Raw genomic sequence first — 13,046 nt, 5'->3', positions numbered from 1 at the left:
TTAAGCGGCGCATTCGTCTCTTTTTTTGGGTCCGGACAAAGGCTGCCGGCAGCGCGCGGGCGCGGATGCGTCGGGGGCGACATGGGTGGCTCGTAGGAAACGGATGATTATACTTTTGATGTTAAGCGTCCGCTTAACGTCAATGAGCATGCGCCTTGTCCGGTACAACGATTCGTGCCGGGCGCCACGCAGTGCAACAATCGGCGTTGGCGCGCCCGCGCCCACCCCTTACAATTTCGCCTCTTCGTCGAAATTTTCGGCATTTGAATTTGCGGCCCAGACCAAGGCGCGGCTGACCTGCTTAGACCGCACCGGCACTCCACCTCATCATGACCACGCAAACCGCACCCACAATCGAAATCGGCGCAGACGACCTGCCGCTGCACTGCCCGACCGCCAAGACCCCGGCCTGGAACTACCACCCGCGCGTGTTCCTCGACATCGCCGACACCGGCGAGGTCAAGTGCCCGTATTGCGGCACCGTCTACAAGCTGGCTCCCGGCGTTGAACTGAAGGGCCACCATTGAGCCGTCTTCACATGCCGTACGACGCCGGTCGCAACGTACGCCCGGCGAGTCGATGATGCGCAAGATCCTCGTCGTCGCCCCCAACTGGATCGGTGATGCGCTGATGGCGCAACCGCTGTTTGCGCAGATCAAGGCGCGGCACCCCCGCGCGCAGATCCACGCCATCGCGCCCAAGTGGGTCGCGCCGGTGCTCGCACGCATGCCCGAGATTGCCCGCGTGCTGCCGACCGACCTCGCGCACGGCAAGCTGCAGCTCGGTAGCCGCACGATGTTCGCCCAGCAGCTCAAGAACGAGACGTTCGACGCGGCCTACGTGCTGCCGAACTCGTTCAAGAGCGCGCTGATTCCGTGGCTGGCCGGCATTCCGCTGCGCATCGGTTACAAGGGCGAGTCGCGCCTGGGCGTGCTGAACGTGCGCTACCCGAATCCGCCCAAGAACGCGCGTCCGCCGATGGTGCAGCACTATGCCGCGCTGGCCTTCAAGCCCGGTGCCAAGCTGCCCGACGCCCTGCCCGACCCGAAGCTGAACGTTGACGTACAGCGCGTGGCCGCCACCTCGGCCAAGTTCGAGATTCCCGGTAATGCGCGCCTGGTCGCCTTCTGCCCTGGCGCCGAATACGGCCCCGCCAAGCGCTGGCCCGCCGAGCACTTCGCCGAGCTTGCTCAGATGCTGCGCCGCTCGTTCCCGTATGCGCAGATCGTCGCGCTCGGTTCGGGCAAGGACCGTGAGATGGCCAACGCCATCGTCGAGCGCGCGCCCTTCGTGCGCAACCTGTGCGGTGAGACCTCGCTGGACGAGGCCATCGAACTGCTTGCACGATCCGAAGCCGCCATCTGCAACGACTCGGGCCTGATGCACGTGACGGCCGCCCTGGGGCGCCCGCAGGTTGCCGTGTTCGGCTCCAGCGACCCGCGCCATACGCCGCCCCTGTCGCCCGCTGCGAGTATCATGTGGCTCCATCTGGAGTGCAGTCCGTGCTTTGCGCGCGAATGCCCACTGGGCCACTTGCGCTGCCTGCGCGACATCGGCCCCGAGATGGTGTTTCATGAGTTGCGCCGGCTGTTGCAGCCGGCATAGATTCGTAACGCTTGTCCGCAGTCCTTCCCTGAACGTCCAGCCGCCATGCCACGATTTGCCCGCCTGTTCGAAGCCGCCGAGGACATCCTCGAAGCCTATCGCGATGCGCTCAAGCGCCGCGATGCCGATGGCGCGCTCCGGCTGTGGCTGGACGAGGATTCTGTGAGCTTCATCCTGCCCGACGGCCAGCGCCTGCACGGCCACGAGCAACTGCGCGGCTGCCTGGATGCGCTGGTCGAGAAGAACCCGGTGTGGATCGAGTGCCTCTCTCAACAGGTGCACTCCTCACTGGGCGTGTCGATTTTCGAGGCGACTGAAGCGCTGCGCTTCTCTGCCACCGCCACCGAAGCGGATCTGTACGTGCACACGACCTACGTGCTGATGCAGAACCACGAAGGCTGGCGCATCGCCCACGTGCATTCCAGCCAGGCGGCAGAAGAACGCGTGGCGGCCTCCATCTCCAGCGCCACACACTCCCTGCACTAAACCGGCCGCGCTGGGCGTGGCTGATGCATTCGTCCGATGACCCGCTCGTTCCGCCAAGCTGCCCCCGTTGAACTGAACCTCGGCGCCATGCTGGCGGGGCCGTTCGAGCCGCACGCGTTCCGCTCGCCGTGGTGGCTGATCGGCGGCAATGCGCAGACGATTGTGCCGGCGCGCCTCTGGCGCTTTCCGCGCATCACCTACCGGCGCGAACGCTGGGACACGCCCGACCAGGACTTCATCGATCTCGACTGGACCACACATGACACCGATGCGCACGCGCCGCTCGTCGTCATGTTCCACGGCCTGGAGGGCGATTCGCGCAGCCACTACGCGAGCCTGCTGATGGATGCGCTACGCGCGCGCCGCTGGCCTGGCGTGATCCCACACTTCCGTGGCTGCTCCGGCGAGATGAACCGCGCACCCCGCATGTACCACTGCGGCGACGGTGCTGAAATCGCGTGGATTCTTGAGCGGCTATATCGAACGGTCTGCGAGCCCCAGGGCCGCAAGTTGCTTGCCGTGGGCATCTCGCTGGGCGGCAATGCGCTGCTGCGCTATCTGGGTGAGCACGGTACCGACGCACGCCACCTGAGCGCTGCGGCAACGGTCTCTGCGCCACTCGACATGCGTGCTGGCGGCGCTGCGCTGTCGCGTGGCTTCAACATGGTGTACACGCGCATGTTCCTGCGCACGCTCAAGGAAAAAGCCAGCGCGAAGCTCGACCAGCACCCCGGTCTGTACGACCGGGCCGCCATGCTGGCCTCGCGCAACCTGAGCGAATTCGACAACCTCGTCACTGCGCCGCTGCACGGTTATCACGACGTGCTGGACTACTGGACGCGTGCGTCGTCCAAGCCGATCCTGCGCGACGTGCGCGTGCCGGCGCTGGTGCTCAACGCGCGCAATGATCCCTTCCTGCCCGGCCAGCATCTGCCCGGTCCAGCCGACGTCTCATCGGACGTCGTACTGGACCAGCCGCAACATGGCGGCCACGTCGGCTTCCTGCTGCGCCACGACAGCGGCCTGCGCAACATGGCCGGCCGCATCGACTGGATGCCCGCACGCGTGCTGCGTTTCTTTGATGACGTACTCGGTCGCCCGGTGCAGACCGGAGACGCAGATTCCCATGGATGACATCGTCCGTCAGGCGATGGCCAAGTGGCCAAACGTGCCGAACTGCTTCGGCTGGCTGGCACTGGACCGCCGGGGCCAATGGCGCATGCGCAACGAGTTTGCGCAGGCCAACAAGCTGTCAGGCGATCCGATCCGCCACCCATCGCTCATCGATTTCATCGTCCGCAACTACGCGCACGATGATGCGGGGCGGTGGTTCTTTCAGAACGGGCCGCAACGCGTGTTTGTGGAGTTGGATTACACGCCGTGGATTGTCCGGTTGGTGGCGGATGGCGCAGTCCCCAGCTTCACCACCACAACAGGGTCGGCCTTCGCGCCCAACGGCTGTTTTGCCGACGAACAAGGCAACGTGCTGCTGTCTGGCCGAGTGGCGGGTTGGGATACAGAAGACACCATCGCCGTGCTGCACGACCACGACCTGGAGCCGTTCTCGTCGCTCGCGCAATGGCACGGAGACGCATGCGGCGCCGCACTCGGCACGCTCACCATCGGCGATCGCACCTTCGACATCGAGCCGATTCATCGCGCAGAAGTCGCTCGGCGCTACGGATTCGTGCCGCATCCCACGGCGTAGCAATGAGTGGCGGCTGCGCGTGCCGCCCTACTTCGGTAGCGCCTTATCCTCGGCCTTCTCTTCCTTGTACTGCCGCTCCATCTGATGCAATCGCGCATCAACTTCAGACAGCGTGTAGAAATCCGCATCGCCCGCTTCGCGCGCCAGCTTGAGTTGCTCGACCGCTGAACCCCATGCACCGTCACGCGCGTACTTCTCGGCCAGCGCGCGGTGCTGCTCCAGGCGCTTGCCCTTATCGGCATAGGCCCGCGCGAGCATGTCCCACCAGATCGATTGCGCGGTGTCTTCGCGGGTCTTGTCCTTCAGATACGGAATGGCGTCATCGATCCGGCCGGCTGCCAGCAGCGTCTGCGCATAGATCTGGCCAACTGCGCGTGATAGCGGATACGCGACAAGTGCCGCACGCGCCAAGGTCAGCGCCTCAGGCATGCGGTTGCGGGCACGCGCCAGTTCAATGGCCGTCACGTCCAGATCCACGCTGCCTGACGTGATACCGGGGATGTTGCCGTATAGGCGCCGCGCTTCCAGCAGCGCCTGCTCGGCCTCGTCCAGCCGGCCAGCCATCTGGTTGGCCACCGCAATGCCGTACCACAGCGCCGCACGCTTCTCGACCGGCGCATCCGGCGCCGACGACAGCTGCGACTGCATGGCATTGCGCACGTCGACGTAAGAGCTGGTCGACGTTTCCTGCAGCACGCGTGCACGCGCCTTGGCAAAGCCGAACTCCGGCCGGCGCGGTTGACGCGGATGCGGCAGGCCGCGCGCGCGGTCTGCCATGTCGGCGATACGCTCACCGGTCAGCGGGTGCGTGCGCGCATAACCGGGAACCACACCGGTATCCGCAATGTTGGTGACCCGTTGCATGCGGCGAAAGAAATCCGGCATGCCCTCCGGGTCATAGCCGGCACCGGTGAGCAGCGTAAAACCGACACGATCCGCCTCACGCTCCGCACTGCGCGAGAACGACAGCTGATTCGACACCGCTGCTGCTTGCCCGCCGATGGCCAGCGCCTGCGCAGCATCGCCGCTCTTCGTGGCCGCCAGGCCGGCCAGCAGAATCGACGCCAACGCAATCCACATCGACTCGCCCGACTTGTCGATGCCGCGCGCGATATGCCGCTGCAACACGTGGCCGATTTCGTGGCCGAGCACGGAGGCCAGCTCCGATTCGCTCTCGGTCGCCACCAACGTGCCCGTGTTCACGCCGATATAGCCACCTGGCAGCGCAAACGCATTGATGGCCGGGTCCCGCACCGCAAACAATTCGAAGCTCGACGACGACGTGCTGCCCGCCACGTGCTGCCGGCGCGCCGCCTCGATCAGCTTGAAGCCGATGGTGTTCAGGTAATCACCGAGCAGCGGATCGGACACGTAATCCGGATCACGGCGAATCTCACGCATCACACGGTCGCCCAACCGGCGCTCCATGTCCGGCGACAGCGCCGCTGTGGACGGATCGCCCATGTCGGGCAACTCGTACGTTGGCGCGTCAATGACCGTCGGGTCTTTCTGCAGATACGGCGACTGGCGGCCGATCTGCACGCTGCGGTTCAGGTTGCTCTGCACCTGGTCCGCCTGCGCAGCGGAACCCAGACCCAGATTGGCCGAGGCCGCCGGCGCAGAAGCCGGCACCTGCGCCAGCACAGGCAGCGGCAATGGCACCAACCACGTCGACAACAACACAGCAGCCGTCAGCTTGCGGGCACGCGGCCGGAAGAGGAAATGCGTCATACGGAAAGCGCAGTGTGCAGGATCAGCCCGGCAGCATCGGGAACTGCCGGGCGCTTGCTATCATAAAACGCTTCGTCTTCTGCCCCGCAATCCTGCGGTTACTTATGTCGCAACTCACCCACTTCGATTCCGCCGGACAAGCCCATATGGTCGACGTCGGCGACAAGGCTGTCACGCACCGCGTGGCGGTGGCTACCGGCACGATCCGCATGCTGCCTGACACATTTGCGCTGGTGCGCGACGGCACGGCTAAGAAAGGCGATGTGCTGGGGATTGCACGCATTGCGGCGATTCAGGGGTCGAAGCGGACGTCGGATTTGATTCCGCTGTGTCATCCGCTGGCGTTGACCAAGGTGGCTGTTGAGTTTGATCTGGATGAAGCGGCTCACACTGTCCGTTGCACTGTTCGCGCTGAGACGCGTGGGCAGACTGGCGTGGAGATGGAGGCACTAACCGCGGTGCAGGTGGGGCTGCTGACGATCTACGACATGTGCAAGGCCGTGGATCGGGGGATGGTGATTGGGGATGTGCGGTTGATGGAGAAGCACGGGGGGAAGTCGGGGGATTGGGTGGCGAAGTAGCACGGTACCTTCGCCACCAAAATTGAAGCGCCTTCGCGCATTCATGCTTTTCGCCGATTTAGCGACACTCGCTTGGGGCAATATCAACCGAAAGTGTTGCGACATCGTTCGGCGGCGCAGGAATTTTATCGCGAGCGGCAGCGCCCGCAGCGTAACAATCCCAACGAATGGGGCCCACTGGCCGCTCCTTCGCCTTGAGTTCGACTCCATTTGCGGAAGGTTTCAGCACAAGAACATTTGCCCCCTCTTTCGCGACATTGCCTGCGTACGCAATGGTAATTTCGCCATTGTTTTCGTTGATCTTGATGCCGTCCGCCAAGACGTTACGGGTTGCGGTGTTTGCGCTATATCCCAGCTTAAGCGAATCGGCGCCGGCGATGGCATTCTCCGCCACAATCGTCTTGGCATGGGCGGCAAGCGCCAAACCCTCGGTCACACGTGACCGTGCCACATGATCCTGATATGCCGGGATAGCGATTGCCGCCAGAATGCCGATGATGGCAACGACGATCATGAGCTCAATCAGGGTGAAACCGGTCTGGTTTGGTTTTTTGGAATAACGCCTCAGATTCATTAATTTCTCCTTTATCACTTCTTCGGACACTCAATCGCCAAGCCCAATTGGCCTTTGAGATGGAGAAGACTAAGCGAACGCGATTAACTCAAGCAGAATCGCAACTCTTTTTTATATTCTGGATAAGAATCGAATCATCAATAAGAAAGCGCCCAATTGGGCGCTTTCGATTATTGCGATGCAGTCAATGAATCTCCGTCGGATGATCTATCTATTGTCACCAGCAATTTCTCCGACCTGAGGCGCGCGCAGAACGTCTTCAACACCTCTTCGTGATCCTGTCCGCATGCTTGCGTGAGCAGCCGGGATTGGTTGGCGTAGTCGGTCCAATATTGACTGCGCAACCGGCGGACTTGAACGACGGCTTCCTCCGTCTTCCCCAAATAGGCAAGTGCCAACGCGTATCGCTGGACGGTGTTGGGACCGGGATAGAACTGCACGGCCCGGCGTTCCAGCGGCATGAGCGATTCAGCCGTCTCAGGGCTGACCTTCCATTGGCTTGCCTTTGCCAAGCTCTCATACGGCAACAGCAAAGTCGGGCCGTGTTCGTGATACCCAGCCGGCTGCCTTGGCTGGCTCGCGAAACCGTATTGAAGGCGTTCCGCCGACACGTAGTTCCCCCAGAGCTGCACCAACAGCACGACCGCGCATAACGACACAACGCCCACAGAGGCCCAGGCCATGCGGCCGGTAGGAAAACGCAGCGTGCGCATATCCAAGTAGCCCAGCGAGAATGCCAGGGGCAGCAGGAAGAACAGGTAATGCAGCGGATACTCAAGCATAGAGTGCGCGCCCAATACCAGGATGATGGAGAGCAGAAATGACCAAGCGGGCGTCATTGGCTGCTTTCGCAGACGCCATACGAAACCGACGGACGGCAGCGCCACAGCAAGCAAGCCAAGCAGGCCAACCTTGGCCAACAGGTCCAGCACAATGTTGTGCGCATTCAACGACATCTCGACGTTGCCAAGCAGATCGGTCTGCACGTACTGGTTCCAGGCGTAGTCGCCCCAGCCACCACCTAGCCAAGGATGCGCAAGGAAGATGTGCCAGGCATGCCGCCAAAGCAACACGCGCTCACCGGCACCTTCCTGCATGCGCTGTCCGAGCGAGCCGGGCAGATCGAGATGCCAAAGCACGTTGGCGTACGAAACGAACCAGTTGCAAACCTGGTATGCAGCAACCAGCAGCAGCGCCGGCGCAGCGGCAGCCAGCCACCTGGCGGCGCCGCGCACTCGGGTCGACCATGCCGGCCCCGCCAGCACGCTGACCACGACCACATGCAGCCACGTAACCCGGGAAATGGTCAGCGCCATACCCAGCAAGAAGCTCAGTGCGATCATGGCCAGAACAATGCGCCAACGCCGAAACCTCTGCGCAAGAAATAGGCAGGCTGCAAGTCCGAATGCCAGGTACGAGGCGACGTGGTTCGGCTGGTTCAGGTTGCCCCACATCCGGCGAGCAGTCCCGGCCGGCGTTATCGAAAAGAACTCGCTGGGGAGCCCCGGCACCCGGAATAGGTGCAGCAGCTCCACCGAGACTGTCAGCACACCCCCCACGATTACGCCTACCGCCAGCGCCTCCAGTACCCCAGGCACGTCCCGGCAACGCGCCCCCAGCCATGTGGCAGCAACCGCCGCCAATAGGAAGGCCACCGCTGCAAACGAGAAGAACGTATTGATCGGCGGTGCCACTAAAAGCTGCAGGATCAGCACGCCAATCAAGGCCAGCGGTGCCAGCGCGATGGCAGGCAAGCCAGCTCTGCCTCGCCATCCTTGACCAACGACAGCGAGCGTCAGCGCGGTCCAGCAGATCGCTGCGGCAAACTCGCTGTAGAACGTGGGAATTGGGTACGTGTGCGGCGCAATCAGGAATGGAACAGACCAGCACGCAGCAGTCACTAGCCAGATCGGCAGCGATGGAACGAGAGAACGGGACATCAGCAGGTTGCCTGGGGACGATTCAATGGCAAGAGCGCCCGAAGGCGCTCTTGCAACGCGTGCGCGAGTTTAGCTTACGGAAATTTCCCTGGCGTCACGGCGCATCGATATTTGCTGGGGCGCTGCGAAGCGCCTTCCCTCATTGAGAGGCAGATGCTGGTTTTGGCTCCGCTGCTGCGCCTTCTACAAGAAGCTTTTCGGATTTCAGGCGGGCGCAGAACGTGTTGAGGGCATCGACCTTCCGGTCGCAGTGTTCCTTGACCAGCCAGATTTGAGGCGCGTAATCCGGCTGAATCCAATACTCGTCGAACAGACGTCGCATCTGGAGAACGGCTTTGTCAGTCTTGCCCAGGTATGCAAGTGCAAGTGCATAGCGCTGGACGGTGGGCCCACCGGGATAGAGCTGCGCCGCCTGAAATTCGAGCTCCGCCAATGATGCCGCCGCCTCCGGCACAACCCTCACGTTGACTGCGATCGCGAGCTGCTCATACGGCTTCCATAAGTTCGGACCATGTTTCTGGTACCGGGCCCATTCCTTCTGCAACCCCTCGGGGGCGTAATAGAGGCGCTCGACTGCACTGTAGTCCCCCCAAAGACGCGGCATCAATGCAATCGCCCCTACGGTGATCACCGCAGTTGACGCCCATGTCATGCCACTGGACGGTTTGGGCAAGATCCGTTCATCGGCATAACCCAACGCAAATGCGAGCGGCAGCAGGAAGTACAGGTAGTGCAAGGGAAACTCGAGCATAGAGTGCCCCCCCATCACGAGGATGACGGCGAGCAGGAATGCCAGTTCCGGCGTGATGCGACGTTTGCGCAGGCTCCACGCAAAGCCCAGGAACGGCAACGCGATGGCCAACAGACCGAGCACCCCAACCTTGGCCAGTTGGTCCAGCACAATGTTGTGCGCGTTCACAGCCAGCGCGGCACGACCGAGTTCGTCCGTCTGCAAGTACTGGTTCCAGGCGTAATCGCCCCAACCGCCGCCGAACCATGGATGCGCGAGAAACATGTGCCAGGCGTGCGTCCAAATGATGGCACGCGAGCCGACTCCTTCTTGCATCCGCTCACCGAGTGATGTCGGCAAGTCCAAATGCCAGCGGATGTTGGCGTAGGCCACCAGCCAATTGCAGAGTTGGTAAGCGACCAGCAATGCCACCATCGGCATCGCTGCTCGTGCCCAGCGTTGGCGGCCGTGCTGCTCAACGGTCCAGGCAAGCCCAATCAGCCCACCTACCACCGCAAGGTGCACCCAGGTCATCCGAGAGAATGTCAGCGAGATGCCGACCAGAAGAAGCAACGTGATCACCGCCAGCGGAATCCGCGCGCGCCTCCACCGATATGCAAGGAATGCACAGGCTGCTACCCCAAATGCGAGATACGAGGCCACGTGGTTTGGCTGATTCAGATTGCCCCACATGCGTCGATCCGTTTCCGGGCTGTCCATCGCCGAGAAGATCATCTGCGGCAGTCCCGCAACGCGAAACGCCTGCAACAATTCGATCGCCACTGTCAACAGCCCGCCCAGGATCAGGCCAATGGCGAGCGCCTCCAGCACACCCGGCAAGTTCCGACAACGCGCACCCAACCCACAGACCACCGCTGCTGCCAGCAGAAAAATTACGGCCACCAGTGACAGGAAAGAATTCAGCGGCGGCGCAGCCCGCAACTGCACAAACAGCACGATGATCAGGGCAAGCGGTGCCAATGCAATCCTGGGCAGTCCCATCCGATTGCGCCATGTCAGCGCAAGTACCGCAACTGCGAGAGCAACCCAGCAAATGCCGGCCGCAAATTCAGCGTAAAACGACGAAATCGGATAGGTATGCAGCGCCGCCAGAAACGGGATCGATGCGCACGCGGCCACAGCCAGCCAGAGCAACATCAATAAAGCACGGGATTGAAGCATCTGGGAAAAGGCAAGATGGTAATAAGGGCGCCTGACGGCGCCCAGCGGAAGCGCGCAAGTTTAGCCGACCGGGGATCTGGGGGCCTCTACGCCCATGGAATTTCCCGGTCTTCTCGGGCCAAACCAAACGCCATAAAAAGAGGGCGCCCGAAGGCGCCCTCCTTGGTACCCATCCCAATCAGGATGTTAGTTTTGGCACGCTTGCGGCAGGTACGGATACAGCGACTTCGACACGCCGGTGCCGGAGGCCACCGCAGCGCCCGGGACCGAGGTGCCGAACGTAGCGCACTGCCACTTGACGGATCCGTCAGCTTGGTTGCCGGTGCCGATCAGGCCAATAAACTGACCGTCAACGTTATTGTTATTGGTGCCCTGCAGCTTGACAGTCACGTTGGCCAGGTTTGAGCCGGCGCCTGCAGCGATATAGTCCATACGGGCCACGTACGTCGAGTTCTGAAACGGCGGGTTGCCAGTGTTGGAACCGGCGACCGGGCTATTTGCGCTCGTCGGGAACACGCCGTTGTTGGATGAATAGGCTTCCGCAATAGCGGACTTAGCGGCATCCAGATCGCTCGTCGCTTCCACCAGCTTCGACTTGATCATGTAGTTGTTGTAGGCCGGCAGCGCGATGGCAGCCAGGATACCGACGATCGCGACCACGATCATCAGTTCGATCAGCGTGAAACCCTTCTGGACACGCTTGTTGATACGACGCATCGACTTCATAAATTCCCCCGGAATGTGTGGTTGAAGATGTTGCGGGTTCTATAGAGCAGGGACCGTGCCAGCCCCAAAATCGCATCCCAACCTAGGAAACACGTCCAAATTGGACAAGTGCAGGCAATATCCGATGACAATTCTTGACACCACGTGACAGAAGTCGTTAGTTTTGTGACTTTTGGTGCACAATTATGGCGTTGGTTTGTTAAGCCCGTGAACGGTCCAAGATTTCCGGCCAAAAAAACAAGTGTCAGATCCCCCTGACCCAAAAACGAAGCGGGCAACGAGTGACCTCGCTGCCCGCTCAAACACACCTGTGAACCCGTGCCAACCTTGCTTGTTGGTATTTCAGTTCTGGCAGGTCGCCGGCAAATACGGATACATGGATTGCACCGCAGCCCCCGAAGCGTAGTCATTCGCCGTTTTCGCGGTGCCGCAGGTCCAGACCACCGTTCCATCTGCCTGACCGGTACCGAACATTCCCAGGTAATGACCATCGATCTGGGGGTTACCTGTCTTGCCCAGCGTCACAACCACGCCAACACTGGAAGCCGTTCCTGGGTTGTTGTATTTGATGCCAGTGACATATTGAGCGTTGCCTGGCACAGCCTGAGTAATGATGGGCGGCGAACTTGAACTCGGGAAGATTCCGTTACCAGACGAATACGCTTCGTTGACCGCAACCCGCGCCGCATCCAGCGTCGTCGTCGCTTCGGTCAGCTTGGACTTGACCATGTAGTTGTTGTAAGCCGGCAGCGCAATCGCTGCCAGAATGCCGACGATGGCCACCACGATCATTAGTTCGATCAGCGTGAAGCCGCGCGCGCGACGCCTTGTTCCCGTGCTGTGCCTGAAGCCCATGACCTCTCCCCAAAAGGCATTTTGTTGTGGGAGGCCACAGTGCAGGGACTATGCCAAGGCACACACTGTGTTAACAGGCGGAAACTGGCGCACTTTGACGGGAATTCGGGCGCAAATCTGACCGTTCTTGACAGAATTCTGGACAGATCGCGTCATCACCTACTTTCGGGGGGGGTCTTTCGGATTAGGCCTGCCGCAGCGTCCGGCGGCTGAGCCACCAGCCCGCGGCCACCACGAGCAGCGCGCCTGCACAGCCGATCACGATGTCCGCATAGGGCACTGAATGCGCAAACCAAGCCGCATCCACCGGATCGCTGACGAGCATGTCGCCGGCCAAGTAGCCAAGCAACGCGGCGCCCAGCGTGACGATGATCGGAAACCGCGCCATCACCCCCACCAGCAGCGTGCTGCCAAAGATGATGAATGGAATCGACAGCCCGAGGCCGAGCACGAGCAGCAGGAAGGCGGTCCCCGGCGGCCCCTTTTCTGCGGCCGCGGCCACGGCGACCACGTTATCGAGCGACATCACCAGATCAGCAATCAAGATCGTCTGGATAGCAGGCCACAAGCCATCGCGCTGCTTGCGCCCACTCGCGCCACCTTCATCCGCTTCAGCCAGCAGCTTGATACCGATATAGACCAGCAGCACCGCGCCGATCGTCTTCAGATACGGCAACGCCAGCAGCTTGACGGCCAAGATGGTCAGCACGATGCGCAGCGCGATGGCGCCGGCGCTGCCCCAGAAAATCGCTTGCTTCTGCTGCCGCTGCGGCAGATTGCGCGCCGCCAGAGCGATAACGACCGCGTTGTCGCCCGACAGCACGATATTGGTCAAGATGATGGAACCAAGCGCGAACCAGAACGCGCTGGACGTCAGCACCATGAATGTTCCCGAGGATCTTTTTGTTGGAGAGGGATAACAGGCAAG

The 13,046-nt window shown here is 61.7% G+C and carries 13 protein-coding genes; 6 read left to right on the top strand and 7 right to left on the bottom strand.

The features are described 5' to 3' along the window. Positions 1-329: 329 nt before the first annotated feature. The 5 genes from V6657_RS02695 to V6657_RS02675 are packed head-to-tail and all read left to right on the top strand — an operon-like array spanning position 330 to position 3,799. On the top strand, positions 330-527 hold the full coding sequence (locus V6657_RS02695; protein WP_048934100.1) for a zinc-finger domain-containing protein: 198 nt from the start codon (positions 330-332) through the stop codon (positions 525-527). Positions 528-579: 52 nt separating this feature from the next. Next, positions 580-1,605, top strand: coding sequence for a lipopolysaccharide heptosyltransferase II (gene waaF, locus V6657_RS02690; protein WP_048934099.1), 1,026 nt, complete (start codon positions 580-582; stop codon positions 1,603-1,605). Positions 1,606-1,650: 45 nt separating this feature from the next. Continuing rightward, on the top strand, positions 1,651-2,091 hold the full coding sequence (locus V6657_RS02685) for a nuclear transport factor 2 family protein (protein WP_039600699.1): 441 nt from the start codon (positions 1,651-1,653) through the stop codon (positions 2,089-2,091). 36 nt (positions 2,092-2,127) lie between these two features. Beyond that, a complete protein-coding gene (locus V6657_RS02680) occupies positions 2,128-3,225 on the top strand; it encodes a YheT family hydrolase (protein ID WP_048934098.1) in 1,098 nt (365 codons plus the stop codon). Then, positions 3,218-3,799 (top strand): DUF2946 family protein, encoded by a 582-nt coding sequence (locus V6657_RS02675; RefSeq protein ID WP_048934097.1) that lies wholly within the window; start codon positions 3,218-3,220, stop codon positions 3,797-3,799. Before V6657_RS02680 ends, V6657_RS02675 begins: the two co-directional genes overlap by 8 nt. A 27-nt stretch (positions 3,800-3,826) precedes the next feature. Here V6657_RS02675 and V6657_RS02670 read toward each other — a convergent pair whose 3' ends face one another. Next, positions 3,827-5,530, bottom strand: a complete 1,704-nt coding sequence (locus V6657_RS02670) for a M48 family metalloprotease (RefSeq protein ID WP_048934096.1) — start codon at positions 5,528-5,530, stop codon at positions 3,827-3,829. 104 nt (positions 5,531-5,634) lie between these two features. Here V6657_RS02670 and moaC point away from each other — a divergent pair, with 104 nt between their 5' ends. Beyond that, positions 5,635-6,111 carry a cyclic pyranopterin monophosphate synthase MoaC gene (moaC, locus tag V6657_RS02665; RefSeq protein WP_048934183.1) on the top strand — a complete coding sequence of 159 codons (477 nt, stop codon included), beginning with the start codon at positions 5,635-5,637 and terminating at the stop codon, positions 6,109-6,111. A gap of 58 nt (positions 6,112-6,169) precedes the next feature. Here moaC and V6657_RS02660 read toward each other — a convergent pair whose 3' ends face one another. The 6 genes from V6657_RS02660 to V6657_RS02635 form a co-directional block, all read right to left on the bottom strand. Then, positions 6,170-6,715, bottom strand: a complete 546-nt coding sequence (locus V6657_RS02660) for a pilin (protein ID WP_274923310.1) — start codon at positions 6,713-6,715, stop codon at positions 6,170-6,172. Between the two features lie 140 nt (positions 6,716-6,855). Next, on the bottom strand, positions 6,856-8,625 hold the full coding sequence (locus tag V6657_RS02655) for an O-antigen ligase family protein (protein ID WP_048934094.1): 1,770 nt from the start codon (positions 8,623-8,625) through the stop codon (positions 6,856-6,858). Between the two features lie 139 nt (positions 8,626-8,764). Continuing rightward, a complete protein-coding gene (locus tag V6657_RS02650) occupies positions 8,765-10,537 on the bottom strand; it encodes a Wzy polymerase domain-containing protein (protein WP_048934093.1) in 1,773 nt (590 codons plus the stop codon). A 186-nt stretch (positions 10,538-10,723) separates the two neighbouring features. Next, entirely contained in the window at positions 10,724-11,263 is a 540-nt protein-coding gene (locus tag V6657_RS02645; RefSeq protein ID WP_048934092.1) for a pilin, read from the bottom strand. A gap of 342 nt (positions 11,264-11,605) precedes the next feature. Continuing rightward, positions 11,606-12,118 carry a pilin gene (locus V6657_RS02640; RefSeq protein WP_048934091.1) on the bottom strand — a complete coding sequence of 171 codons (513 nt, stop codon included), beginning with the start codon at positions 12,116-12,118 and terminating at the stop codon, positions 11,606-11,608. Positions 12,119-12,302: 184 nt separating this feature from the next. Beyond that, positions 12,303-13,001, bottom strand: coding sequence for a TerC family protein (locus V6657_RS02635; RefSeq protein ID WP_048934090.1), 699 nt, complete (start codon positions 12,999-13,001; stop codon positions 12,303-12,305). Positions 13,002-13,046 lie beyond the last annotated feature (45 nt).

The sequence above is a fragment of the Ralstonia sp. RRA genome, from assembly GCF_037023145.1.
Lineage (GTDB): Bacteria > Pseudomonadota > Gammaproteobacteria > Burkholderiales > Burkholderiaceae > Ralstonia.
Note: the sequence above shows the minus strand (reverse complement) of the source record. Positions and strands in the feature narration are given on the sequence as shown.

What these genes read in the sequence shown, in the direction of transcription:
- V6657_RS02695 (WP_048934100.1), top strand. Translation starts at nt 330, where the DNA reads ATGACCACGCAAACCGCACCCACAATCGAAATCGGCGCAGACGACCTG.
- waaF (WP_048934099.1), top strand. Translation starts at nt 580, where the DNA reads ATGATGCGCAAGATCCTCGTCGTCGCCCCCAACTGGATCGGTGATGCG.
- V6657_RS02685 (WP_039600699.1), top strand. Translation starts at nt 1,651, where the DNA reads ATGCCACGATTTGCCCGCCTGTTCGAAGCCGCCGAGGACATCCTCGAA.
- V6657_RS02680 (WP_048934098.1), top strand. Translation starts at nt 2,128, where the DNA reads ATGACCCGCTCGTTCCGCCAAGCTGCCCCCGTTGAACTGAACCTCGGC.
- V6657_RS02675 (WP_048934097.1), top strand. Translation starts at nt 3,218, where the DNA reads ATGGATGACATCGTCCGTCAGGCGATGGCCAAGTGGCCAAACGTGCCG.
- V6657_RS02670 (WP_048934096.1), bottom strand. Translation starts at nt 5,530, where the DNA reads ATGACGCATTTCCTCTTCCGGCCGCGTGCCCGCAAGCTGACGGCTGCT.
- moaC (WP_048934183.1), top strand. Translation starts at nt 5,635, where the DNA reads ATGTCGCAACTCACCCACTTCGATTCCGCCGGACAAGCCCATATGGTC.
- V6657_RS02655 (WP_048934094.1), bottom strand. Translation starts at nt 8,625, where the DNA reads ATGTCCCGTTCTCTCGTTCCATCGCTGCCGATCTGGCTAGTGACTGCT.
- V6657_RS02650 (WP_048934093.1), bottom strand. Translation starts at nt 10,537, where the DNA reads ATGCTTCAATCCCGTGCTTTATTGATGTTGCTCTGGCTGGCTGTGGCC.
- V6657_RS02645 (WP_048934092.1), bottom strand. Translation starts at nt 11,263, where the DNA reads ATGAAGTCGATGCGTCGTATCAACAAGCGTGTCCAGAAGGGTTTCACG.
- V6657_RS02640 (WP_048934091.1), bottom strand. Translation starts at nt 12,118, where the DNA reads ATGGGCTTCAGGCACAGCACGGGAACAAGGCGTCGCGCGCGCGGCTTC.
- V6657_RS02635 (WP_048934090.1), bottom strand. Translation starts at nt 13,001, where the DNA reads ATGGTGCTGACGTCCAGCGCGTTCTGGTTCGCGCTTGGTTCCATCATC.